This window comes from uncultured Neptuniibacter sp. (assembly GCF_947498015.1).
Taxonomy (GTDB): domain Bacteria; phylum Pseudomonadota; class Gammaproteobacteria; order Pseudomonadales; family Balneatricaceae; genus Neptuniibacter.
Genome location: NZ_CANMIR010000002.1, coordinates 97,457 through 121,429, shown reverse-complemented (window position 1 = coordinate 121,429; position 23,973 = coordinate 97,457). Strand labels below are relative to the sequence as shown.

25 protein-coding genes are annotated in these 23,973 nt (G+C 49.7%); 16 read left to right on the top strand and 9 right to left on the bottom strand.

The genetic code is table 11. The features are described from left to right. The first annotated feature begins 5 nt into the window (after positions 1 to 5). Together Q0882_RS02835 and Q0882_RS02830 are read left to right on the top strand one after the other, a co-directional pair. A complete protein-coding gene (locus Q0882_RS02835; RefSeq protein WP_299177761.1) occupies positions 6 to 545 on the top strand; it encodes a DUF3299 domain-containing protein in 540 nt (179 codons plus the stop codon). Positions 546 to 647: 102 nt separating this feature from the next. Beyond that, positions 648 to 1,580: a nucleoside recognition domain-containing protein gene (locus tag Q0882_RS02830; protein WP_299177759.1), complete on the top strand. Its 933-nt coding sequence runs from the start codon at positions 648 to 650 to the stop codon at positions 1,578 to 1,580. A gap of 13 nt (positions 1,581 to 1,593) precedes the next feature. On the opposite strand, the gene Q0882_RS02825 is transcribed toward Q0882_RS02830, so the two are convergent. Continuing rightward, positions 1,594 to 1,809: a transcriptional regulator gene (locus Q0882_RS02825; RefSeq protein WP_299177756.1), complete on the bottom strand. Its 216-nt coding sequence runs from the start codon at positions 1,807 to 1,809 to the stop codon at positions 1,594 to 1,596. Between the two features lie 111 nt (positions 1,810 to 1,920). Further along, positions 1,921 to 3,102, bottom strand: coding sequence for a formate-dependent phosphoribosylglycinamide formyltransferase (gene purT / locus Q0882_RS02820; RefSeq protein WP_299177754.1), 1,182 nt, complete (start codon positions 3,100 to 3,102; stop codon positions 1,921 to 1,923). A 119-nt stretch (positions 3,103 to 3,221) separates the two neighbouring features. On the opposite strand from purT, the gene Q0882_RS02815 reads away from it, so the two are divergent. Together Q0882_RS02815 and Q0882_RS02810 are read left to right on the top strand one after the other, a co-directional pair. Further along, entirely contained in the window at positions 3,222 to 3,746 is a 525-nt protein-coding gene (locus Q0882_RS02815) for a hypothetical protein (protein WP_299177752.1), read from the top strand. Between the two features lie 222 nt (positions 3,747 to 3,968). Then, positions 3,969 to 4,373 carry a phnA protein gene (locus tag Q0882_RS02810; RefSeq protein ID WP_299177749.1) on the top strand — a complete coding sequence of 135 codons (405 nt, stop codon included), beginning with the start codon at positions 3,969 to 3,971 and terminating at the stop codon, positions 4,371 to 4,373. Here the strand turns inward: Q0882_RS02810 and ansA are convergent, their stop codons facing one another. Further along, positions 4,374 to 5,393, bottom strand: coding sequence for an asparaginase (ansA, locus tag Q0882_RS02805; RefSeq protein ID WP_299177746.1), 1,020 nt, complete (start codon positions 5,391 to 5,393; stop codon positions 4,374 to 4,376). Positions 5,394 to 5,586: 193 nt separating this feature from the next. Here ansA and Q0882_RS02800 point away from each other — a divergent pair, with 193 nt between their 5' ends. The 5 genes from Q0882_RS02800 to Q0882_RS02780 all read left to right on the top strand — a co-directional run bounded on the left by Q0882_RS02800 (position 5,587) and on the right by Q0882_RS02780 (position 12,964). Continuing rightward, positions 5,587 to 6,417: a hypothetical protein gene (locus Q0882_RS02800; RefSeq protein WP_299177743.1), complete on the top strand. Its 831-nt coding sequence runs from the start codon at positions 5,587 to 5,589 to the stop codon at positions 6,415 to 6,417. A 143-nt stretch (positions 6,418 to 6,560) separates the two neighbouring features. Continuing rightward, on the top strand, positions 6,561 to 6,998 hold the full coding sequence (locus Q0882_RS02795; RefSeq protein ID WP_299177740.1) for a hypothetical protein: 438 nt from the start codon (positions 6,561 to 6,563) through the stop codon (positions 6,996 to 6,998). Between the two features lie 70 nt (positions 6,999 to 7,068). Beyond that, positions 7,069 to 8,373, top strand: coding sequence for a TolC family protein (locus Q0882_RS02790; protein WP_299177739.1), 1,305 nt, complete (start codon positions 7,069 to 7,071; stop codon positions 8,371 to 8,373). After that, positions 8,370 to 9,854 (top strand): efflux RND transporter periplasmic adaptor subunit, encoded by a 1,485-nt coding sequence (locus Q0882_RS02785; RefSeq protein WP_299177736.1) that lies wholly within the window; start codon positions 8,370 to 8,372, stop codon positions 9,852 to 9,854. The genes Q0882_RS02790 and Q0882_RS02785 overlap by 4 nt, the downstream gene beginning before the upstream one ends. Further along, on the top strand, positions 9,851 to 12,964 hold the full coding sequence (locus tag Q0882_RS02780) for an efflux RND transporter permease subunit (protein WP_299177733.1): 3,114 nt from the start codon (positions 9,851 to 9,853) through the stop codon (positions 12,962 to 12,964). The genes Q0882_RS02785 and Q0882_RS02780 overlap by 4 nt, the downstream gene beginning before the upstream one ends. 66 nt (positions 12,965 to 13,030) lie before the next feature. On the opposite strand, the gene Q0882_RS02775 is transcribed toward Q0882_RS02780, so the two are convergent. Both Q0882_RS02775 and Q0882_RS02770 read right to left on the bottom strand, forming a co-directional pair. Next, the gene (locus Q0882_RS02775) at positions 13,031 to 14,086 is read right to left on the bottom strand and encodes an HD-GYP domain-containing protein (protein WP_299177730.1); all 1,056 of its coding nucleotides are present in this window, start codon (positions 14,084 to 14,086) and stop codon (positions 13,031 to 13,033) included. A gap of 218 nt (positions 14,087 to 14,304) precedes the next feature. Then, complete coding sequence (locus Q0882_RS02770) at positions 14,305 to 15,189, bottom strand: LysR family transcriptional regulator (RefSeq protein WP_299177727.1); 885 nt, start codon at positions 15,187 to 15,189, stop codon at positions 14,305 to 14,307. A 128-nt stretch (positions 15,190 to 15,317) separates the two neighbouring features. Here Q0882_RS02770 and Q0882_RS02765 point away from each other — a divergent pair, with 128 nt between their 5' ends. The 3 genes from Q0882_RS02765 to Q0882_RS02755 are packed head-to-tail and all read left to right on the top strand — an operon-like array spanning position 15,318 to position 17,752. After that, entirely contained in the window at positions 15,318 to 15,914 is a 597-nt protein-coding gene (locus Q0882_RS02765) for an NAD(P)H-dependent oxidoreductase (RefSeq protein WP_299177724.1), read from the top strand. A gap of 12 nt (positions 15,915 to 15,926) precedes the next feature. Beyond that, the gene (locus Q0882_RS02760; protein ID WP_299177722.1) at positions 15,927 to 16,907 is read left to right on the top strand and encodes a glutathione S-transferase family protein; all 981 of its coding nucleotides are present in this window, start codon (positions 15,927 to 15,929) and stop codon (positions 16,905 to 16,907) included. Beyond that, a complete protein-coding gene (locus Q0882_RS02755) occupies positions 16,904 to 17,752 on the top strand; it encodes a pirin family protein (protein WP_299177719.1) in 849 nt (282 codons plus the stop codon). The genes Q0882_RS02760 and Q0882_RS02755 overlap by 4 nt, the downstream gene beginning before the upstream one ends. Positions 17,753 to 17,779: 27 nt before the next feature. Here Q0882_RS02755 and Q0882_RS02750 read toward each other — a convergent pair whose 3' ends face one another. From Q0882_RS02750 to Q0882_RS02740, 3 genes are read right to left on the bottom strand one after another with little or no spacing between them, the layout of a single operon-like run. After that, complete coding sequence (locus Q0882_RS02750; RefSeq protein WP_299177717.1) at positions 17,780 to 18,541, bottom strand: glycerophosphoryl diester phosphodiesterase; 762 nt, start codon at positions 18,539 to 18,541, stop codon at positions 17,780 to 17,782. Continuing rightward, the gene (locus tag Q0882_RS02745) at positions 18,538 to 19,155 is read right to left on the bottom strand and encodes a glutathione S-transferase C-terminal domain-containing protein (RefSeq protein ID WP_299177715.1); all 618 of its coding nucleotides are present in this window, start codon (positions 19,153 to 19,155) and stop codon (positions 18,538 to 18,540) included. The genes Q0882_RS02750 and Q0882_RS02745 overlap by 4 nt, the downstream gene beginning before the upstream one ends. Positions 19,156 to 19,164: 9 nt before the next feature. Continuing rightward, the gene (locus Q0882_RS02740; RefSeq protein ID WP_299177712.1) at positions 19,165 to 19,971 is read right to left on the bottom strand and encodes a hypothetical protein; all 807 of its coding nucleotides are present in this window, start codon (positions 19,969 to 19,971) and stop codon (positions 19,165 to 19,167) included. A gap of 142 nt (positions 19,972 to 20,113) precedes the next feature. Between Q0882_RS02740 and smrA the strand changes: the two genes are divergently transcribed. From smrA to Q0882_RS02725, 3 genes are all read left to right on the top strand, one after another. Next, positions 20,114 to 20,692: a DNA endonuclease SmrA gene (gene smrA, locus Q0882_RS02735; RefSeq protein ID WP_299177710.1), complete on the top strand. Its 579-nt coding sequence runs from the start codon at positions 20,114 to 20,116 to the stop codon at positions 20,690 to 20,692. Between the two features lie 111 nt (positions 20,693 to 20,803). Further along, positions 20,804 to 21,559, top strand: coding sequence for an EAL domain-containing protein (locus tag Q0882_RS02730; protein ID WP_299177709.1), 756 nt, complete (start codon positions 20,804 to 20,806; stop codon positions 21,557 to 21,559). A 66-nt stretch (positions 21,560 to 21,625) separates the two neighbouring features. After that, positions 21,626 to 22,231: a DUF924 family protein gene (locus Q0882_RS02725; RefSeq protein ID WP_299177706.1), complete on the top strand. Its 606-nt coding sequence runs from the start codon at positions 21,626 to 21,628 to the stop codon at positions 22,229 to 22,231. Between the two features lie 4 nt (positions 22,232 to 22,235). Here Q0882_RS02725 and Q0882_RS02720 read toward each other — a convergent pair whose 3' ends face one another. Continuing rightward, positions 22,236 to 23,171 (bottom strand): DUF72 domain-containing protein, encoded by a 936-nt coding sequence (locus Q0882_RS02720; RefSeq protein ID WP_299177703.1) that lies wholly within the window; start codon positions 23,169 to 23,171, stop codon positions 22,236 to 22,238. Between the two features lie 32 nt (positions 23,172 to 23,203). Here Q0882_RS02720 and Q0882_RS02715 point away from each other — a divergent pair, with 32 nt between their 5' ends. Next, positions 23,204 to 23,971 (top strand): MotA/TolQ/ExbB proton channel family protein, encoded by a 768-nt coding sequence (locus tag Q0882_RS02715; RefSeq protein WP_299177700.1) that lies wholly within the window; start codon positions 23,204 to 23,206, stop codon positions 23,969 to 23,971. The last annotated feature ends 2 nt before the right edge of the window (positions 23,972 to 23,973 follow it).

The following is a 23,973-nucleotide window of genomic DNA, read 5'->3' as shown; positions in this document are numbered from 1 at the left end:
TATAGATGAAATTGATTTACAGCCTGCTCCTTGCTGGTTTTTTAGGGTTCAGTGGCCCTGCTATGGCAGTGGAAAAGGTGAATGGTGAACCGGTTCAGGAGGTTGAGTGGGAGCAGCTGATGCCCGCCGATTTCTCACTTGATGCTATTCTGGATCAGTCTGCCGAACTGGGATCTCTGGATGATTTTGATCCTAAAGCCCAGCAGGTGTTGGATCAGATGATGGCTGAGATGCAGTCGGCGCCGATCGTCCCCGAGATGGATGGGAAGATGGTCAAACTACCGGGTTACGTGGTGCCATTGAAGGCTGAAGGGCTGTGGGTTACGGAGTTTTTCCTGGTCCCCTATTTTGGTGCCTGTATTCATGTTCCACCGCCTCCTTCAAATCAGATTATCTATGTTCGTTTTGAACCGGGAACTAAGATTGAGAACCTCTATGATGCGATCTGGGTAACCGGTACGTTAAAAACGGAAACAGTGATGGATGAGCTGGCTACATCGGGCTATTCGATGGAAGCCTTTCAGATCGAGCCCTATGACCTTTAATTCTAGTGGTCATACCAATATGCAATTAAATTATAAAACACTGGTTTCATATATTGACGGTCGTTAAAATTTACCCCCACTAACATTCGTCAGGGTATTTTCGTGGAACAGATCGTCACACTTATTTTGGACTCAGGCCGCTCAGGGCTGGATATGGGGCTGTATATCCTATTGCCGATTATGGTCGTGATGCTGGCTCTGATGAAGTTACTTGATGCGAAGGGTGTGCTGAGCTGGATCTCCAATCTGCTCGCCCCGGTTTCTCGTATCTTTGGTATTCCCGGCTTAGGTATTTTTGCCATGTTAAAGCTGCTGTTTGTCAGCTTTATTGCACCGTTGGCGACCTTCGCTCTGATGGACAAAAATGGCACCTCCCGTCGTTATATAGCTGCGACACTGGCCATGGTTCTGGCGATGTCCCAGGCCAATGCTACCTTCCCCCTGAGTGCAGTGGGTCTGAATTTAGGAGTAACCCTTCTGACCTCTATCGTCGGTGGCCTGGCTGCAGCTGCGATCACCTTCTACCTGCTGACCCGGCATATCTCAGACCCTGAGACCTCTGATCAGGTGGTTGAACGTGTCACAGATGATAAGAAAACAGTGATCCAGATTCTGGGAGAGGGGGGCAAAGAGGGGATGAAGATCGTTCTCGACATGCTGCCGATGCTGATTCTGGCGATCTTTCTGGTTAACGTGTTGAAGGTTACAGGAGCGATCGACCTGATCAGCAGTATTATCGCGCCAGCTTTAGCCCTGATAGGGCTTTCGGAGGCGACGGTACTGCCGTTAGTGACCAAATTCATTGCCGGAGGTACGGCATTTATGGGGGTGACGATCGATCTGATGAATCAGGGAGTGATTACTGCCAACGAGCTAAACCGGATGGCTGGGTTTGCGACTAACCCGCTGGATGTCGTGGGTGTTGCTGTCTTTGCCGCTGCAGGTAAACGGGTTGGGCAGGTTGTACGCTTTGCAGTTTATGGTGCTCTCTGCGGTATGCTGATCAGAGGTGTACTCCACCTCCTGATCTTCTGATTCGGCCTGAAAATTATCGATTCAAAACCAGTTGTGGACCTTTCTTACCTGCGGGAATGGTGTGTTTGGCGAAAACGCCATAGATATGCCCACAACTATCACAGAAGGCAACCTGAAACCAGGCATGATTATCCCGGGCACGTTCGTTACTGTCCTTAGAGACGATGTGTTCGATGCCTGCGATCTGACATTCAGGGCATTTGGGTTCTGCAATCTTCGGTTCAGCCATTTCTATCCTCGCGTAATCTTTCAGGTAATCAGGCAGTTAGTGGTGTATCTGGGTAAATAGTTCCATGGAGCGCGAAAAATGCGCGACGAGCGAGCCGCGCACATTGATGATTTACAGCTCAACATTCATCGAAGTGGAGCCTCGAATCGCTTTCTCTTTAGCCGCCTCGACACTGCTGTCTCGCGCCAGCACCACGCCCATGCGACGTTGCCCGGTCACTTCTGGCTTGCCAAATAAACGCAGTGCAGTATCGGGTTCTGCCAATACCTGCTGAAGGTTTCCAAATTTCACCGAGGAAGATTCACCCTCTACGAGAATTACGCTGGAAGCAGAGGGGCCGTGGAAATGGATATTGGGGATCGGTAAACCGAGAATAGCTCGGGCGTGCAGTGCAAACTCTGAGAGATCCTGAGAGATCATTGTAACCATGCCGGTGTCGTGTGGGCGTGGTGATACCTCACTGAAATAGACCTGATCGCCCTTGATAAAGAGTTCTACACCGAACAACCCATGACCACCCAGTGCTGAGGTTACTTTTTTTGCGATATCACGTGACTTCTCCAGCGCTGCTTCGCTCATCGCTTGTGGCTGCCAAGACTGACGGTAATCTCCGGATACCTGAATATGGCCGATCGGTTCGCAAAAACTGGTGTGGCTATCATGGCGTACTGTCAGAAGGGTGATCTCATAATCAAAATCGACAAAACCTTCAATGATCACTTTCCCTTTCCCAGCGCGGCCTCCCTCTTGAGCATAGTGCCAGGCAGACTCGATCTGGTCTTCAGAGGTAAGGGTCGTCTGTCCCTTTCCTGAAGAGCTCATAATGGGTTTGATTACGCAGGGGATACCAACTGCTTTTACCCCTTGCAGATAACTGTCGTAATCCTCTGCAAATCGATAGGGTGAGGTAGGGATCTCCAGCTCTTCTGCGGCAAGGCGGCGAATCCCCTCCCGGTTCATAGTCAACTGAGTAGCCCGCGCTGTCGGCACCACGGTGTAACCTTCACTTTCAAGTTGAACCAGTGTGTCAGTGGCGATCGCTTCGATCTCGGGCACAATCAGGTCTGGCTTCTCCTCTTCGATTATGGCGCGCAGGGCGTGGCCATCAAGCATCGATAACACATGGCTGCGATGAGCGACCTGCATCCCCGGAGCATTCGGGTAGCGATCCACCACAATCACTTCGGCGCCAAGGCGCTGAAGCTCAATCACCACCTCCTTCCCAAGCTCTCCACCACCGCACATCATCACCCTCGTTGCAGTGGGCGATAAAGGAGTCCCTATTTGCAGCATTGTCCAATCCTCAGCGTGAAAAAATTTCAAGCATTATAAGGCGCATTTCTTCTGAATCACCAGCATAAAAATGGCAATAAACTATACTTTGCGTAGTTGTTCCTAAGAGTGACAGGAAGATGAGAAGGCTGGTATTTCTTGCCCCTCAAGCGCAACAGGTGCAAAGCGTTGTTGCCGATTTTATAGCGATGGGGATTGAGAAAGAATCTATTCATACGATAGCTGATGATGCTTCTCGGCTTGAGAAGTTGCATTTTCGTCCCGCCACTGTTGTGGAAACAACCGAGTTAGAAAATGATATGGATTGGGGCATGGTTGCAGGTGGCGGTTTTGGCCTCGCAGCTGGTCTCATGGTAACAACTGCACTGGGGCCTGTTGGCACAGTTGTCACAGGTGGTGCAGTCATTGCCAGCAGCCTTCTGGGTATAGGTATAGGAGGTTGGCTTGGCAAAATGGTTGGTGAAGAAACACCGTTGCACCTGCTGGAAAAATATAAACATGCTTTGGAGCAGGGGTGTTTTCTGGTGATGGTAGATATTCCGGCAGAGCGAATGTCAGAAGTCCACAAAGTGATCAGGCAACATTGTCCGAAAGCGCTGGTCGAGATTATTTACCTTCATTGGGATCATCAACAGGCAGCATAACAAGAGATCCATTTTTGCCTTAAAAGGCCGATTAGTCGGATTATTTATCCGGCACAAGGGGCGGTAGCGACGATTGCGTTACCGCCCTTTACTATTCAGGGGCTGTCCTCCTGTTCCCAGCGGCTTTTTCATCGTTTGTCGTATTTTCCATAATTTTCTTATTTTCCTTCAGTGAGTGTGCTATCACTTAATAGGGTGAAGGGGAGTAGGGAGGCATGAAAAATGTCCAGAGGTCATGATCGTCATCAAGAGCGCCATCACGGGTTATCCCTATTTGGCAAAGATCTGGTGCGTCGTTGTAGTTCTCACTGTGAATTATGCGATGCGCAAGGTGTAAAATTAGGCATCTTCGAAGTCCCTCCCGTTCCTACGGAACCCCTATTGGACCACTGTACTATGATCTGTGAAACCTGCAGAGCTCAGATTGAGCGGCCTAAGGTCAGAGATAATAATCACTGGCGCTGCCTGAATCACTCTATCTGGAGTAGCGTGCCTGCGGTTAAAGTGCTGGCGATAGCCATGTTGCAGAACATCTCAGAGCAGGAGCGCTGGGCGGTAGAGCTACTTGAGCAGGTCTACCTTGAGCCGGAAGAGAGTGAGTGGTTGGATAAGCTCGAGCTGCCCTGATCAGGGGGTGTCGATCTCACCCACCAGGTTGATTCCCAGCTGTTGCCTTATCTCTGCTGGGCTCTGGCAGGTTGCCAAAAGGTAGTGTAACTTGCAGAACGCTGCTTCAACGGTCATCTCTGCGCCTGAGATGACACCGATCTCATTTAGAACAGTGCTGCAGGCATACTGCCCCTGAATAATATCTGCCTGTATACACTGGCTGATATTGAAAAACAGGATTCCCCGACCGGCAGCTTGAGATAGCACTTCGATAAACTCTGAATTTTCATCCGGCAGATTACCGACCCCATAGCTTCGCAGGATTACCGCTTTAACATCCGTGTTGCTAATCAGTGCGGCAACACTTTGTGCGTTGATACCTGGGTAGATCGGTAAAATAGCGACGGCTTGGCTGTTGAATGTAGGGTTTTGGAACTGCGGTGATCGTGGTGCCAGGAACAGCCTTGGATGAAGCTCAATATGCAGTCCTGCCTGACCCAGCCAGGGGAAGTTTGGACTATCAAAGGCATCCAGACCGGTTGCTTTGACTTTGCAGCAGCGGTTCCCCCGAAGCAGGCGCCCGTTAAAATAGACACAGACCTCGTTTACAGGATGGAACCCGGCAAGCAACATTGCAGTGATCAGGTTATCCAAAGCATCGTTACGAAGTTCCGATAACGGGATCTGAGAGCCGGTAAATATCACCGGTTTGCCTAATCCCTGAAGCATAAAAGAGAGCATCGAAGCACTGTATGCCATGGTATCGGTACCATGAAGGATGACAAATCCATCATACTTCTCATACTGCCGGATCACCTGTTCAGCCAGAGTATTCCAGTGATCGGGGTGCAGGTTGGCGCTGTCGATTAAAGGGTGTAGTTCAATAATATCGAAGTCGGGTAGTGCAGCATGATGGGAGTGGCTCAGACGTTCAGTGATCAGCTGCGCAAAACCACTGACCGGAATATACCCCCGTTCAGAGGCCTGCATGCCGATTGTCCCGCCGGTATGGATCAGAAGTATTTTTTTTGTCGTCATCGCACAGTTTCCAAAAAGAACAGGCTATATATACGTGTTACGAGATATAAATAGAAGTGAAGGCTGTCAAAATTAGTTATTTTGCTTGGGTTGCCGGGCTCAGTTAAGCGTAGTTGATCTGTTATCTGTATCTTCCCCTAAACGGCTAGTTTGATTATGCTGCTTGCAGAATCTCGTAACCGGAAACCTGTTCATGTCAGATCAATCCTCTCCGCTTTCAACCTCTGCGCTGGCAAAGGCCCTGAGTAAAACGACTCGTCAGATGTTTGCCGAGCTGGAGTCGCTGGGTTGGATCTCCCGTGAACAGGATAGCTGGGTTTTAACCGCAAAGGGTGAGTTTGAAGGCGGCGGATATCGTGAGAGCAGTAAATTCGGCCGATATATTATCTGGCCAGGCAGCATCACTGAACATAAAGTTCTGTCGAATCCGGATAGTCACCTACTCTCGACAACCGTGTTGGCAAAAACATTTTTGTTGAAAAAAAGTACGTTTGAACGGGTTTTACTGGAGCTCGGCTGGGTAAAACGGGGTCGTAAAGGTTGGCTCCTAACATCTCAGGGAACTGACGCCGGTGGGCACCAACGGGAAAATACAACTACCGCTGTCCCCTATATTTTGTGGGCTGAATTGCTGATGGATAGTCCGGTTTTACGCTATTGGACCGAACGCATGCAAAGCCTTTCTGAAAGTAACCTATATCCATGTTGTGACGGTCATCGGGTGAACTCTACAGCGGAGCAGAAAATTGATAACTGGCTCTATCTGGCAGGACTGACCCACGCCTATCAACGGCCTCTTCCCTTTGATGTTACCTTGGTTTCCGATTTCTATCTCCCGCAATGTCAGCTCTATATTGAGTACTGGGGCAGAGATAATCCCGCTGCGGGCCTCTCAAAAAAGATGCAGGTTAAGGAGATTCTCGCTCAGAATCAGTGTCAGGTTATTGAGCTCGATGATGAGGATCTGGACAATCTTGAGGAAGTTCTGCCGCGCAGATTGCTAAAATTTAATATTGAGGTCTGAGCGCTTCGCGGATGCAGCTGTAATTCTTGCTACTGGGTTTGGTAATAGGGGCTGTTCGGAACTTTAATCACCGCTATGGTCTATAGATAGCGAGCTTAATTTCAGTTACAGTTTTTCATACACGCGTCAGGGTACAGATTAGCATGACAAACCATTTATCCCGCCAAAACAGAGTGATAGCAACACTGGGAGTGTTGTTTTTTATTCTGTATTGCTCGGTGGGGGTTTGCACCAATCTTATTGGGGAGGCAGGCTCTGGGGCTGCTCATCAGGCTGCGCAGGACGCCGAAAGCGTTATGGATCATAGCCAGCATGCGGGTTTCAGTGAGGCGCAAACACAACTGCAATCCCATTGCGAGAGTGAACCGAATAGTTGTGAATGGAGCATCAATCCGGTCTCTGCAGCTGATCCCGTCGCTGATTACTTTGTTCACTATCTGACGCTGACCGCAGCGCTCATCTTAGTTTTTCTGAGCTTTTTTTCTCATAAACGATCGTCTTGGCTGGCATCTCTCAGAGAGCAATACTATCGCCACAGCTATCCCCGTCTGCATCTGCAGCACTCAGTTTTTCTGAATTAACCTTCCTTTCCGGATATCCAAAGTCTGCCCGATTCGGGCGGTTTACAGGCTATTTTGAAAGGCAAGGATTATGCGTTATTCCACCATCTTTTTTATGACAATGGCTGCCGTTAGCAGCTCATACCTACATGCCGGGTTATCACTGACTGATGCGGTCGACGAAGCGATTCAGAATGATAACTGGAATCGAAGTAACCATTATCAGGAGCAGGCTACGCGTGCAGAAGCGCTGGCCAGCGGGCAGCTTCCTGATCCCAAACTACGTCTCGCTCTGGCCAATCTCCCATTAGATAGCTTCGATCTGCAGCAGGAGAATATGACGCAGCTGCAGTTTGGCGTTTCACAGCAGTTTCCTCGGGGCGATAGCCTCAGTTTACGGGAACAGAGGTTCAATCGGATGGCTGATCAGAACCGGTTTCAGCGCTGGGAGAGAAGAGCCCGTTTGAAGCGTGATATCAGCTTAGCGTGGTTGGCACTGCATCAGACAGAGGAGCAGTTGCAGAAGCTACAGCAGAAAAGTCATCTGTTTACTGAGTTGGTGACGATCAGCCGGGCTAATTTCCGTAGCGGAACTATTCGCCGTTATGAACTGATTGATGCGGAGCTTCAGCTCACCCGCTTGCAGGAGCGGATCGTGCTTCTGCAACAGCAGAGAGCTCAGCAGCGAGCGCAGTTAAGTCAGTGGGTCGATCCGAAACAGCTAGCGGAAGCGTTACCGCTGACATTCACCCTGCCGGTAATACAGAGATCTCAAACAACGCAATCAGAGCGGGAGAAAGCGATTCTGCTGCACCCTCAGGTGAAAATCCTGCAGCAGGAGATTGAGGTAAGGCAGAAGGGAATTGAGCTGGCAGAACAGGCTTATAAACCCGGCTTCAAGCTGGATGCTAATTATGGTTATCGTGGTGATCATCCCAAGGGACAGGAGCGGTCGGACTTCTTTAGTGTCGCACTGACAATGGATCTGCCTCTGTTCACTGAAAAAAGGCAGGATGCACGCCGTAATGCTGCGATCCAGAAGCGTGAAGCGGGTAGGGAGATGCGCCTATTGAAAATAAGAGAACTCCAGTCCGGCATGCAAGCAGCATTGGCCACAAAAAAAGGTGTTGAGCAACGACTCTCAATATACAACCAGCGCTACCTTCAGCAACTATCAGCTAAACGGCAGAGTGCGATGCACGCTTATGCTGCAAATGATGCGCGGTTTACCGATGTTGCATCTGCAGCGATCAGTGAACTGGAAAACCAGTTACAAAGGATTGTGCTGGTCCATGAGCAGGCGAAAGCTCAACTTCAGATCAACTATTTTCTTGCCGGAATTGATCCGGCCTTAACGACGGATCAAGTGCAGTCAGCTAAGGAGGTACGACCATGAATAATCGATGGATATTAGCAGCAGTTGCTTTGGTGATCGGAAGCGCCGGTGGTTACTTCTTTGCGGCTACTCAATCAGATGATCCTTCAGCCTCCTCTGGTGGTGAGAGTCAGCCCCTATATTGGGTCGCACCGATGGACCCGAATTTCAAACGAGATAAACCGGGCCTTTCTCCAATGGGGATGGATCTGGTGCCGGTCTATCCTGAAGATCTGGCTGGAGGCGATTCACCAGGCAGTATCTCGATCTCACCGGAAGTGACGAATAATCTGGGTGTTCGTACGGCGGCCGCAGTGTTCAGCCCGATGCAGGAGCGGATCAACACTGTAGGCTATGTCGGTTTTGATCAGGAACAGATCGTCGATATTCACTCCCGGGTTTCTGGATGGGTCGGTACGTTAGCCGTTAACTATGAAGGGGAGGCGGTGACAGAGGGGCAGTTACTCTACACCGTGTATTCTCCTGAACTGGTTAACGCTCAGGAGGAGTTTGTCGCTGCAATGAGCAGTGGCAACCGTTATCTGCGACAAGCAAGTGAAGCGAAGCTCAAAGCCTTAGGTGTAGCGACATCCCAGATCACTGAACTGAGGAAGCAACGACGTGTGATCGAACAGATGCCGGTATATGCACCTAAAAGTGGTTATATCAGTCAGCTGAAACTACGTCAGGGGATGTATATAAAACCCGCTATCGCGTTAATGCAGATCGGGCCTTTGGATGAGGTTTGGGTGATAGCTGAGCTGTTTGAACGCCAGGCTTCTCAGGTCAAAGTGGGTGATCAGGCGGAGATGGAACTGGATTTTCACCCGGGAAAAGTGTGGCAGGGGAAGGTTGACTATATCTATCCCGCTTTAAACCCTCAGACCCGTACCCTGAAAGTGCGCTTGCGTTTCTTCAACCCGCAACTTGAACTCAAACCGGATATGTTTGCCCGGGTGACCATTGAAACTCAGCCAACTGAGGCGGTGCTTAATGTACCTGCAGCTGCGCTGATTCAGACCGGTCGACAGCATCGGGTTGTTGTGAGTCTGGGGGAGGGGCGTTACAAATCGGTGGAGGTTGTAGCCGGAGCCCGTTTGGGTGATCGGGTTGCGATCCAATCAGGTTTGATGCCGGAGGACTCCGTGGTTGTATCTGCGCAGTTCCTGCTTGATTCTGAATCTTCGATCAACTCGGACTTCCTCAGGATGACACCCCCCAAAATGGGACAGATTGAGGAGGTGTGGGTTGCAGCTGAAGTACGCGCAGTCGATCTGGAACTGCGCCGTTTGGTACTGAATCATGATGCTATCCGCGAGTGGCAGCAGCCCTCGATGGTGATGGAAGTACCGGTGGATGATGCACTAGACCTGCTGCCGCTGCAGCAGGCCAGTAAGATCCAGGTGCTGCTGAATGGTGCGAATATGGGGGATCTGAGAGTGACCGATTATATTCTGCCACGACCCAAAGCGCCGGGTAGTCTGTCGGGAGGTGGATTATGATCAAAGCGATTATTCACTGGTCGATCCATAACCGCTTTTTTGTGTTGTTAGCGACCCTGATTTTGATCGGTTGGGGGGCGTATTCAGTTAAGCATACGCCGATCGATGCGATTCCTGATCTGTCCGATGTACAGGTGATTATCAAAACCAACTATCCCGGCCAGGCGCCCCAGGTTGTGGAGGATCAGGTTACCTACCCATTAACTACGGCGATGTTGTCAGTTCCCGGTGCTAAAACCGTCCGTGGGTTCTCCTTTTTTGGGGATTCCTATGTCTATGTGATTTTTGATGATGATACAGATCTTTACTGGGCACGTAGCCGTGTACTGGAGTACCTGAGCCAAGTTGCTTCACGTTTGCCAGCTGAGGCTCGACCGCAGTTAGGGCCTGACGCAACCGGAGTCGGTTGGGTCTACCTCTATGCTTTGGTCGATCGTACTGGGCAGCATGACCTGGCACAGCTGAGAACGCTCCAGGATTGGTTTCTGAAGTATGAGCTACAAACCGTACCGGGGGTCTCTGAAGTCGCTCCGGTGGGGGGGATGGTGAAGCAGTATCAGGTCAAGGTTGATCCGGAAAAGCTGCGTGCGTTTGATATCCCGCTGACTCATATAAATAGTGCGATCAAACGTGCTAACCGTGAGAGTGGAGCTTCGGTGATTGAGATGGCCGAAGCAGAGTATATGGTACGTTCAACGGGATATCTGGATGGTTTAGAGGCGATCAGAACGATCCCCTTAGGGGCAACCCAGCAAGGGGTGCCAATTCTGCTGCAAGATCTGGCCGAGGTCAGTATCGGGCCTCAGATGCGTCGTGGTATTGCGGAACTGGATGGGCAGGGAGAGACCGTCGGTGGTGTGGTTGTGATGCGTTTTGGTGAAAATGCACAGAAAACCATTGAGGGGGTGAAAACCAAACTGGAGGAGCTGAAACGCAGTTTACCCGAGGGAGTTGAAGTGGTCACTGTGTATGATCGCTCCGGTCTGATCGAGCGTGCTGTGGATAACCTTTTCGAAAAACTTCTGGAAGAGTTTCTCGTTGTGGTGGTTGTTTGTGCGCTGTTCCTGTTCCACTTTCGATCCTCACTGGTTGTGATCATCAGTCTTCCGGTGGGTATGTTGGTTGCTTTTATCATCATGTACTACCAGGGAATCAACGCCAATATCATGTCGTTGGGTGGCATTGCGATCGCCATTGGTGCCATGGTGGATGGTGCGATTGTGATGATTGAGAATGTTCATAAGCATATGGAGCGGACGGAACTGACGGATCAGAATCGTTGGCAGGTAATTGCGGATGCATCCGCTGAGGTGGGGCCCGCGCTATTTTTCAGCTTGTTGATTATCACCATGAGCTTTCTGCCGGTCTTTACGCTGGAAGCGCAGGAGGGGCGGATGTTCGCGCCGCTGGCATTTACCAAAACCTATGCGATGGCTGCTGCTGCCGGGCTTGCGATCACGTTGGTACCGGTGTTGATGGGGTACTGCATCCGGGGGCGCGTGCTGCCAGAACATAAGAATCCACTGAACCGTTTACTGTTGGCGGTGTATCTGCCGGTGATTCGTACGATCCTTAACTGGCCCAAAGCGACCGTTGTTTTGGCGTTGGCGATTACAGCTGTGGGGTTCTGGCCGGTTAATAAGATCGGGAGTGAGTTTATTCCGCCTCTGGATGAAGGCGATCTGATGTATATGCCGACGACCTACCCCGGTATCTCGATCGGTAAAGCACGTGAGTTGTTGCAACAGACCGATAAATTGATCCTGACCGTACCTGAGGTTGAGCGGGTATTTGGCAAGATCGGTCGTGCAGAAACCGCGACCGATCCTGCACCACTAACCATGATCGAAACCTTTATCACCCTGAAGCCCCGGGATCAGTGGCGTGAAGGGATGACCACTGAAAAACTGACCAAAGAGCTGGATAAACTGGTGAAGCTGCCGGGCCTGACCAACGCATGGGTGATGCCGATTAAAACTCGCATCGATATGCTCGCCACGGGGATCAAAACCCCGGTGGGGTTGAAGGTTGCCGGGGCCGAACTGGAAGTGATTCAGGAGATCGGACAGCAGCTTGAAAAAGTACTGGCTGAGGTGGAAGGGACGACATCGGTCTACTCTGAACGCGTGGCAGGCGGACGCTATATTAAGGTGGATATCCTACGTGAGAAGGCAGCGCGATATGGGCTTAATATCGCGGATGTGCAAGCGGTGGTTACCAGCGCGATTGGCGGGATGAATGTATCGCAAACTGTTGAGGGGCTTGAGCGCTATCCAATTAATGTACGTTACCCTCAGGCATACAGAGACTCTGTTGAGGCCTTACGCTTGCTACCACTGGTAACGCCTCGGGGGATGCGAATTGCGTTGGCAGATGTGGCTGATATTCGGATTGAGGATGGGCCGCCCGGGATCAAAAGTGAGAATGCACGCCCTAACGGCTGGACCTTTGTGGATATTGAGGGGCGGGATCTTGGTTCCTATGTTGCCGCTGCGCAGAAGGCGGTGGCTGAAAATGTCGAGCTACCCCCTGGATATTCGATCAACTGGTCGGGGCAATATGAGTATCTGCTACGAGCCCAGGAGCGACTGACCTATGTCGTACCACTGACGTTGGCAATCATTATTATCCTGCTTTACATGAATTTCAGGCGGTTTGCTGAGGTTGCGATGATTATGGGGACACTGCCGCTGGCCCTGATTGGCGGGATCTGGATGCTCTATCTCAACCAGTTTAACTTTTCAGTGGCGGTCGGAGTTGGCTTTATTGCGCTGGCGGGTGTGGCTGTTGAGATCGGCGTGATCATGCTGGTGTACCTGAATCAGGCTTATCAGGAGCAGTTACGCCTGAGCAACGGACAACTGACCTTGTCTGATCTGCAAAGTGCAGTGATGGCAGGGGCTGGGATGCGAGTTCGTCCGGTGATGATGACGGTTGCTGCGATTATTGCGGGTTTGTTACCCATTATGTACGGCAGCGGTACAGGCGCTGAAATTATGCAGCGGATTGCTGCACCGATGGTGGGGGGGATGATCAGTGCAGTGATTCTGACCTTGTTACTGATTCCAGCGGTATTTTATCTCTGGCATAAGCGGGATCTGAAAGTTTAATGTTCGGTCTGCCATCAACCTGCATTGTGGGTTGATGGCATAGATCATTGACTGCTTCGTAAATGGTTATTGTTTCTGTTGCAGTTGCTTCATGGACTCTTCAGCAAACAGCTGGATAAATTTCTCAAACAGTTTCTCATCAAAATGTGACTGCATCTTTCCCTTCATCAACATCAGCGCATCAAAAGGGGTCATCCCTTTTTTGTAGGAGCGTTCTGCTGTCAGGGCATCGTAGATATCTCCCAGGGCACAGATCTGTCCAAACTCATGTACCTGTTTTCCCTTCAGGCCAAACGGGTAGCCGGATCCATCTACTTTTTCATGATGCTGGACGGTAATGATGTGAGCTGTTTCAGTGAGTGAGTTGGCTGATCTGAGGAGTTCAACACCGCGTTGAGGGTGTGATTTCATGATCTCAAACTCCTCTTCGCTCAGTTTTCCTGGTTTGTTTAGGATACCCGGATCAACCTGCGATTTACCGATATCATGGAGGAAGAATCCAACCCCTAGCTCCCGGAGTAACTCGGTATCTTGTGTATTCAGCAGTTTCTTGGCGATTAACAGTGACTTCAGGCCGACATTCACGCTGTGGGTATAGGTGTAATAGTCATGTGATGTGATCGAAAGGAGTCGATTAGAAACTTCATCATCCTCCACAATAAACCCAGCAAGATCTTTGATGGTTTCAGAGCTTTCATGGATTAATTCGGCTGTAGGGGCCTGTGATAGCACTGCATCCATAAGCTCCGTGCTGTGATGGAAGATGGCTTGTGCTTTTTCTGCTGCTGGCTTGTCACTCTGTATCGCTTCAGCCAGTTTTTTGGTGGGGCGGTTAGAGTCCTCCCAATTTTCCTGCTCAGGTAGAGCGACCACGTTGGAAATCGATTCTGTAGCCGAAACGGGCTCTTTTATCATGGGAGGGGGAGGAGCTTCTTCTGTGATTAGCTGCACCTGACTTCTCTCAGGGCAGACCTCCACCTCTTTCAGATAGTTCTGAATTTTGCTGATTTGAGACTGTTTTTTGATCAGGAATGATCGGCGAAGGAAGGGGTGATTCAACCAGCCAGAACCCAGATCGACATACATGCCTACTTCGAGTTGGGTTGCACTTAACTTATCCATGTTTGCTAATGTCCCCGCAAAATATCCTATTAAGCTCTTTGGGATGGCAACCGTTCGGTTGGTAAGGATGCCGCTACTCAATTGATGATTAAAGTGTAGTCACGGTTGTTCTTGAATGCTTTTTTGAATTTATAACAGATTATTAATTAGACAGAAAGCCACTTTTGTTGCGTTGCATCATTTGTATCAGTTTCTGAAGGCTCTGCTGAGGTTTGGATTCAACAGAGCAGAGCAATCTGATCAATAAGCTGCTCACCAAACTGGCGTATGGCTGGACCTGCGTAACTACCTTCTGCATAGATCAGATGGAGCTGGACCTGCCTTTTGCTACCCGCTTCCAGGGTGAGAGGCTGTAACAGCCCGCTATCCAGTTCCTCTTTTATCTTCAAGCGAGGGTACCAGGCATAACCCAATCCTCTGCAAGCTGCGTCGATTGAGGTTCGGATGTGGCTCAATGTCAGTCGCTGTTCAGCTCCCAGCCAACCCGCATCCATATCCTGGCTGCCAGAGTCCTTTACAACCAGTTGGCGATGAAGCCTCAGATCCTGATAGGTCAGAGGATGTTGAATGAGATGGAGTGGATGCTGAGGGCTAGCAACAGCGATAAATTCAATATTCAATACTGGATCACCCAAAAAACCAGGGGGAACACGTCCACCAATAACCAGATCAGCCTCTTTTCTTAATAATGCTTCATCGGTGCCACTGAGTACCGTCTCTCTGAGCTCTATCCGAGTCAGTGGATGCTTCTGCGTGAAGGATTGAATCACCTCCATCATGACCCACTCCGGGAAGAGAGTATCCATTGCAATTCGGATCTCTGGTTCCCATCCCTCGGAAAACTGATGCGCGATCTGTTCGGTTTGTCGGGCTTCCTCCACCAGAATTTTAGCCCGCTGATAGAGCGCTTTCCCCGCATCTGTCAGGACCGCTTTTCTCCCCACAACTTTGAAAGCGCGAAGATTAAGTGTGGTTTCCAGTTTTTGAATGGCATAACTGATCGAAGATTGGCTTTTGTTCATCGATTCAGCAGCGGCAGCATAGCCGCCACTGTCGACTACGGCGATTAGTGTCTCCCATTGTTCCAGAGTAATTTGAGTCATATATCTAAAATTTCGATTAAATTAAGCTAATTTTAGCTGTTTTTTATCGTATCAATAAATATAAAAATGGTTTCATCCAGTGCAGGGGAGCCTGCAAAAGTGAAATAAACAGCGTCAGGGTAAATACGATGAAAACATTACTTCATATCAAATCCAGTATTTTCGGTAGTGAGGGGCAGTCTGCTCAGTTGGCAGAAACACTGATCTCTCAGTGGAAATTAAAGCACCCGGCGGGCGAAGTGGTTGAACGTGATCTGGTTGCAGAAAATATCCCTCATATGGATCAAACGGTGGTTACCGCTCTGCGAGGGGGTGCAGCTGAACACACGGCTGAGCATCAGGCTATTTTGCAACGTTCTGATGAGCTGGTGGCAGAGCTTAAGGCGGCGGATGAGGTGGTGATCGGTCTGCCATTCTACAATTTTAACGTGCCCAGCCAGGTGAAATCTTACTTTGATCTCCTAGCGCGTGCCGGTGTGACCTTCTCTTATACTGAAAACGGACCTGTTGGCCTGATTGATGATAAACCGGTCTATCTGATCACCACACGTGGCGGTATCTATCATGAAACCGGTATCGATTTTCAGATTCCATTTGTGAAACAGTTTTTGGGATTCATTGGCCTTAAAAATGTTGAAGTGGTTTATGCAGAAGGTTTAGCGATGGGAGAGATTGCTGAAAAAGCGCTTGCAGAGGCAAATGCACAGATCGCAGCATTTCACTAAGGGAGAGGGCAGATGGGACTGTTAATAGAAGGCAAGTGGCATGATCAGTGGTATGACACTAAAAGCCATAAGGGAGAGTTTATCCGCAGTGAATCCCAGTTCCGTCACTGGGTAACACCGGATGGTAGTGCAGGCCCTACCGGAGAGGAAGGGTTTAAAGCGGAGGCCGGACGTTACCACCTCTATGTGTCATTGGCATGTCCCTGGGCACATCGAGCGTTGATTATGCGTGAACTGAAAGGGTTACAGGATCTGATCAGTGTCAGTGTGGTTCATCCACTGATGCTGGAGCAGGGCTGGACCTTTGCCTCTGATTCACCTGCAGCGACAGGCGATCTGCTCTACGGTTATAGCTACCTTCATCAGCTGTATACCCGATCACAGCCGGACTACACAGGGCGCGTCACAGTGCCTGTACTCTGGGATAAGCAAAAGCAAACTATTGTGAATAATGAATCGTCAGAGATCATCCGGATGTTGAACTCTGCGTTTAACCGATGTGGGGCTAACGCGGCTGATCTCTACCCAACTCACCTGCAAGAGAAGATTGACCATCTCAATTCCTGGATCTATGACAGCATTAATAATGGTGTCTATCGGGTTGGGTTTGCAACCAGCCAGCAGGCTTATGATTCAGCTGTAGAGACTCTGTTCAGTTCATTGGAAAAGTTGGAGCAGAAGCTATCCGAGCAGCGCTATTTAGCGGGAGATCAGATGACTGAAGCGGATATCCGGCTTTTTACAACGCTTGTCCGGTTTGATCCTGTTTATGTCACCCATTTCAAGTGTGACCGTAAGCGGATTTCGGATTATCCCTCGCTATCTGGCTACCTTCGTGAGCTTTACCAGATTCCGGGTATCGCTGAGAGTGTAAACATGACACATATTCGCGAACACTATTATCGCAGTCATCCTATGCTCAACCCGCAAGGCATCATTTCGACCGGGCCTGAGTTTGATCTGAATGCAGCCCATGGGAGAGAGATTTTATGAGTGCAAGAACGGTTTTGAGGGTGATCCCTGGGGTGGATAGCGAAGATGGTGCTGGGGTTAAGCTGAAGCGGAGCATGGGACGAAATCCAGCATCGAGGGTCGATCCGTTTCTGATGTTGGATGCATTCTCCTCTGCTAATCCTGACGATTATCTTGCGGGGTTCCCTCCACATCCGCACCGTGGTTTTGAAACGGTTACCTATATGCTGAATGGTCACATGATCCACCGCGACCATATGGGCAATGAAGGTGAGTTACGTGCCGGAGGGGTTCAGTGGATGACCGCCGGGCGCGGGGTGATTCATGAGGAGCGTCCTCAAAAGGTGAATGGGCTGATGCGGGGCTTTCAGCTCTGGGTCAATCTGCCTGCTCATGACAAGATGAAGCCGGCCGCGTATCAAAATATCGATCCGGAAGAGGTACCACAATTTGATCTGAATGAGGGAGCGAGCATTCGGCTTGTAGCGGGTCGCCTCTCTTTGGATGAAGCACAGATTGTGGGACCGATACAGGCTGAGGCAACTGACCCGCTTTATATCGACCTGATTTTGCAGGCATGGAGTGAAGTCACCCTGCCAGTCATGCCCGATTATCATGCCGTGATCTATCTGTTTGAAGGAGCAGCGATGATTGCGGGTGAGCAGTTGCAGCGGGATGCAGCAACGCAACTGACTGAAGGTGAATCGATAACCCTCAGGACAGAAGGTGAGAGTGCTCGAATGCTGATACTGGCGGGTAAGCCTCTGAATGAAGCGGTGGCACAGTATGGGCCATTTGTGATGAACACCATGGAGGAGGTTGAGCAGGCATTAGCAGATTACCGCGATGGCACTCTGACCAGATAGCTTAGCGTTTGAGGTATAAAGTTCAGGTTAGAGTTCGTCGAGCACAATGGCGTGTTTATCGGTCTCGACGGATGAGGAGATCAGGGGTGGATTATCAGTAAATAGGGCATCTACGCCCTGTTGGAAGAGTCTTGCGGCCTCTTCTGGCTCGTTACAGGTATAACAGTAGAGGTCGTACCCCGCGGCTTTGATTAACGCTATTTCAGCAGCATTAATCAGTCTCCAGTCACAGTGGATGCTGATCGCCTGGAGGGCCTCAGCTTTGAGTTGCCAGAATTCAGGCAGATGTTCGAACAGTAAACCGATCTGGGCAAACAGATCATAGTATCGATAGAACCCTAACAGCTCATGATCAAAGCTACTGATGATAAGCTTTTCAGGTGATTGCCAGTAAACGCTGATCTCTTCGAACACTTTACGAGCCACCAGATCACCGGGTAGCGCATAGGGTTTCAATTCCAGATTGAGTCCCAGCCCCAGTTGCTGACAGAGTAGTAGTGCATCGGAGAGATGTGGCATCGGTTCATCAATCCAATCCGGATTGAACCAACTACCTGCATCCAGTAGAGGCAGGTCGGAGGCGGTGAAGTTGGTCAGTGGGCCGGTTGCATTCGTGCAGCGATCTAACCGGTCATCGTGACAGAGTACCGGGGTACCATCACCGAGTAGTGTGACATCCAGCTCAACCCAACGGATACCGCATTTGGCTGCCTTTCTGATACCCGCTAGCGTATTTTCCGGAGCCAGATCGGCAGCACCACGATGACCAATGATGCTGCTGGCGATCATGGCACCTGCATGCCTCGCTGAACAAATTCGATATGACCCATACGTTCGATCCAGGCTTTGACGTAGGGGTATTTATCCAGATCAACATGTTGCCACTCATATCGCATCGCCCAGGGGTAGACAGCAAAGTCAGCGATGGATAGATCATCTCCGATAATAAACGAGCGATCAGCCAACTGGTTATTCAGAACCCCCCATAAGCGTTGAGCTTCGTCGTTATAGCGCTGCTGGGCATAAGGGACACGTTCAGGCGCAAATTTATTGAAATGGTGGGCCTGGCCCAGAAAGGGGCCGAAATTACCCATCTGCCACATAAGCCACTGGATGCACTCCAGTCGCTCCCTTGGATTAGTAGGGAGGAATTCGCCGCTTTTCTCTGCAAGGTAGAGCAGAATCGCACCACTTTCGAAGAGTGAGATCTCCTCATTATCAGGCCCTTCGTCATCAATGATGGCGGGGATCTTATGATTAGGACTCAGTTTACTGAAGGGAGGTTGGAACTGCTCCTCTTCAAGAATATTGACCGGGTGAACCCGATAGGGGAGCCGAATAGCTTCTAGCATAATAGAGATCTTACGCCCGTTGGGGGTTCCCCAGGTATATAAGTCGATCATCGGAACTCCTTAAAGGTTCACAAAGTGATTGTAGATACCGATCAGTTCCTGCTCAGAGAAGGTCACAATAACCAGCTGCTGACCCGGCTTTATCAGGTTGGGATTATCGCCCAGAATACCCTGCTTATAGTTGTAGATATAAGTCTGGTCGACCTTACGTTTTAACACCTGCCCTAAAAAGGAACTGCGTTTATCGTTGAGTTGCTCATCGGCATCTTTTGGAATGGATACATACACTGTTTTATCCAGTCCGGGTAACGTCAGACCGGTTGTAAATGTTTTCATCAAACCATGCTGAATAATCCCCCACAGGCCCTCATCATCCCCCTCATTCACCGCGTGGATAAAGTAGACTTTCTGTGAAGCCTGGTCGGGATTATCGAGCAGCTCCATCAGTTTGACCTGGGAGGCCAGCTGTAAAGGGACACTCACATTGGAATGGGTATCGCCCGCTTTCGGTTTGGTACCGAGCACATTGAGATGTGTACTGACAGCAAAGGTTGCATCGGCATTTGGGGCGACCGGGTTACTTTGATCCTCCTCTAAGGAGATCCCCGCCTGATCACGTGTTTGAGCTTTCGGCAGCGCAATGAGCTGATCGGCGGTCACAAAGTTATCGGCGTTGTTGATGTCGATCGGCTGTTCCGAGCCCTGTGTCAGACGGTTGATATGCGCTTTGGCTTGCTGCTCAGTTTGAGGTGTCACTGAAGCGTCGCCAACATCTCCTGTTTGCTGCGGAGCAGTTGGTTGCAGATAGAGATAGCCTGCAACCAGCGCGATCACAATGATCAGAAGGAAGAGTATTCGTTGCATCATCCAATCCTTATTTTTATTAGCGGCAATGGTGCACCTCTAATGTAGCGCTATGTGCAGCAGAAAAAAACTATTCCTGAGAACTGTTTTCTCAACCATTACGTAGATCAGCGATATAATAGTGGGGATGTTTTAGGGAGGTTGTATGAGTGATTCTGATTCTAGTTTCGGTGACTTAATGCAGGGGGAGGGAGTGATACCTCTGAAAGGAGAGAGTAAAGCGGACCTCACTCAGCAGAAAAAGCAGCAGGATCCAACCCTATCAGAAGCGCGCCGCCGCTCTGCCATGGCGGGCGAAGACGAGGGTTTGTCTACATCATCCATAGAGTTGTTACACCCCCTTGATCCCGTGGCATGGAAGCGTGATGGCGTACAGGAAGGGGTCTACAGAAATCTGCGATTGGGCAAGTATCAGGTTGATGCGCGTTTAGATCTGATTCGTAAATCTATCCCTCAATGCCGTGATGAGCTGCTCTCATTTCTACAGGAGAGCATCCGCTACGATATCCGTACGGTATTGATTAATCACGGTCGTAGCCGGGATCGTTCCGGCATGGGAAACCAGCAGAAAAGCTATCTCAATCAGTGGTTGCAAGCGTTACCGGATGTGATGGCTTTCCACTCGGCACAACCTGCGCAGGGGGGGATCGGGGCGATCTATGTATTGTTAAGGAAAAGTGAAGAGAAAAGGCTGGATAACTGGGAGCGACACCAGAAGCGCTAAGGTTTCTTACTGCACTACAGCCAGATTCCGCATGACAGGGAAGTGATAGTTCTGATATATTTCGCAAATCTAAATGATAGTAATTATTATTAGTCTTACGGAATTTATCAGTTGCTTACCTCTGAACCAACGAACCTTCAAAAAGATAATCTGGCGCTGCTGGAACTCATTACTCAGCAGCGTTTTGGCGTGGAATATCAACCACTGATTGATACATTAACGGGCAGCGTTATGGGCTACGAGGCGTTAGCCCGTTTTTACTGCTCTGATGACCGTCCGCTTTCACCGCTAACTGTGTTCAAACTGCTACATGATAGTCCACTGATGCTGGCGCAGGTAGAACTGCACCTAAAACGACTTCAGGTGCGTTATCGCCCTGATGATCTGCCCCTCTTCCTCAACCTTGATCCGCATGCATTTGCGATCTTTTCAGAAGTGACTCAGGGGGGAAGTAATGAGTTTATCTCACTGCTGAGGGGACATTCTGGTCTGGTCATTGAGATTATAGAGAACACAGATGTGAACGATGCGACCATCAGCCAGCAGATGTCAGAATTGATGCGCGAGCAGGGCTTTTCAATCGCGCTGGATGATCTGGGAGCACCCGGCTCAATGGTATCTCTGACGATTTTAAGTGAAGTGGATTTTATAAAGTTTGACCGTAGCTGGTTAAAAGAAACTCAGAATGACTCAATGCAACTGCTGCTCAGGAGTGTCATCAACTTTGCACGCCTCAGTGGTAAGAAAACCGTGATTGAAGGCGTTGAAACTGCAGAAGACCTCGCGAAAGCGGTAAATCTGGGGATCGATTATGTACAGGGTTTTTTCTACCAGGAGCTCTTCATCACTCAGCGCTGTTATGGTTGAGGCGGAAGCGATTAAGAGCAATTTAGGCTAATCTTAGTCTAAAGAGATTCACTCGTTGTTGCGTATATGGTTGAAAAAATTGATGAGGTCCTGACATTCTGGTTTGGGCAGATTGAGGAAGGTTTTACTGCTTGTGATAGAAGTGCACTCTGGTGGGGAGGCTCTGCGGAAAATGATCGCCTGATCGCTGACCTTTTTGGTCATAAAGTTTCGCAGGCTTTGCGTGGAGAGCTTGATAACTGGTCTGAAACTCCCAGAGGGCGACTCGCGCTGATCATTCTCCTCGATCAATTCACCCGGACGATCTACAGAGGTACAGCCGATGCATTTGCCGGAGATCCTCACGCCCTGAAGCTTTGTCAGGAAGGTAGAAGAGCAGGGCATGATCAGGCTCTCGAATTTGTTGAACGTACATTTTTTTATATGCCGCTTGAGCATGCAGAGGATCTGGACTGTCAGGTACAGTGCATCGATTGCTTTGAACAGATGCTGCTTGAAGTTCCGGGCGGCAAAAAAATCCAGGTAGAAGGCTGGTTGGACTTTGCGTTCCAGCATCAGGAGCAGATACAACAATTTGGCCGGTTTCCACACCGAAATGAGGTATTAGGTCGCAGTTCTACACCGGAAGAGCTGGCTTATCTGCTTCAGAGTCGAAATCGTTGGGGACAATAACGGGCTAGAACAACGATTGATTGGTTTGTGGTGCAGGCCATGGATCAAATTGACAAACACCGGGTAAACGGGCTTCAAGGGCATCTACAAAATAAGCGGCCAGATCGGGAGCTTCTGCATTATCCGGGGTATGAAAAAAGAAATAGGGCGTTTTTCCTGCAGCTATCCAACTGACCGCTTTATCCAGCCAGGGTGTCAGATAGGGGACCGCCCATCGCCAGTCCATCGGTGTGATCAGACGAACCATCGGGTAATCTCCAGTGGCCAATGCATGAACAGGGACCTCTGGTTTATGCGCTTTCGCTTTCAAAGTCACCGGATCATCTGCGGTGTGGGCAAACAGGGCGCGCGTATCAAAGCTAATTCGGTTGATCCCATGAGCAGCCAGTAACCGATTGAACTGCTGCTCCTCATCACCTTTATTGAAGAAATCCAGATGGCGGATCTCCACCGCATAATTAAACTGCTCAGGCAGACCTTTCAGAAACTTCTTCAGTACCGGAAGTGAATCAGGGCTGAAAGCGGCTGGAAGCTGGATGCAGAGTAAACCCAGCTTATCTCCCAGAGGTTCAACCGTTCGGAAAAAAGCGTTTGCCTCCCCATCACAGCGTGTGAGCTGATCCCGGTGTGTGATCGCCTGAGGGAATTTAAAACAGAATCGAAAACGCTCCGGTGTTTCATTGAACCACTGTTGGACTGTGTCCGGTTTTGGCAAACCATAGAACGTTGAGTTACCCTCTACGCTACTGAAATAGCGGGAGTAAGCGTGGATAACATGTGTGTTACTTCCCCGCTGTAGCAGATTATCCTGCCAGGCAGAATGTTGCCATTGTGTGAGCCCAATCAAACAAGTTGGATGATTTTCTTTAATCGTCACTTTAATGCCGTAGTGCAGCTGTATTTTGGATACATAGAGTGTAGATTGTACCTTTTGAAACATGTACTTGTGCAGTTTAATTAAGTGAGTAACCGATGGATTTTGCTTCTCTTTTAGGGATTATCTCTGGTCTGGCCCTGATCATCTCCGCGATCATTATGGGTGGAAGTGCCGATATTTTTGTCAATGTGCCGGGCATGATGATCGTTGCCGGAGGTACCATCGCTGCGACACTGCTAACTGTACAGTTCCGGGATGTAATCAACGCATTCAAAGGCGCATTTATCGTATTTACCCGGGATAAAACCAATCCTCAGGAGATGATTGATACCATGTTGGAACTGAGTCGTATCAGTCATCGTCATGGCCTGTTGAAACTTGGGGATGTTGAAAGTTCATCACCGGTGCTCAAGCGTGCCTGCATGCTGCTTGCGGAGGCGGCGTCAGAGCAGGTCATTCGTAACACCATCCAGAATGAGATCGATTCTCTGGTCGCTCGCCACCATGCTACACAGGATGTGTTTAAAAAGATGGCCGCGTATGCACCGGCCTTCGGTATGTTGGGAACCCTGATCGGTCTGATACAGATGTTGAGTGAACTGGATAATCCGGAAACTATTGGCCCCGCGATGGCAGTGGCGCTTCTAACCACCTTTTATGGTTCTCTGCTGGCAACGATGGTGTTCCTGCCGATCGCGGGGAAATTAAAATCCAGAACGATTCTTGAGGTCACCAATCTGGAGATTATCCGTGAAGGGTCTATCAGCATTCTGACCAATGATCACTACATGCATGTTTATGAGCAGCTCTCCTCCTATATTCCCGCTGCAAAACGTAAAAAGATCCGTGTTGGGAAGAAGTAGGC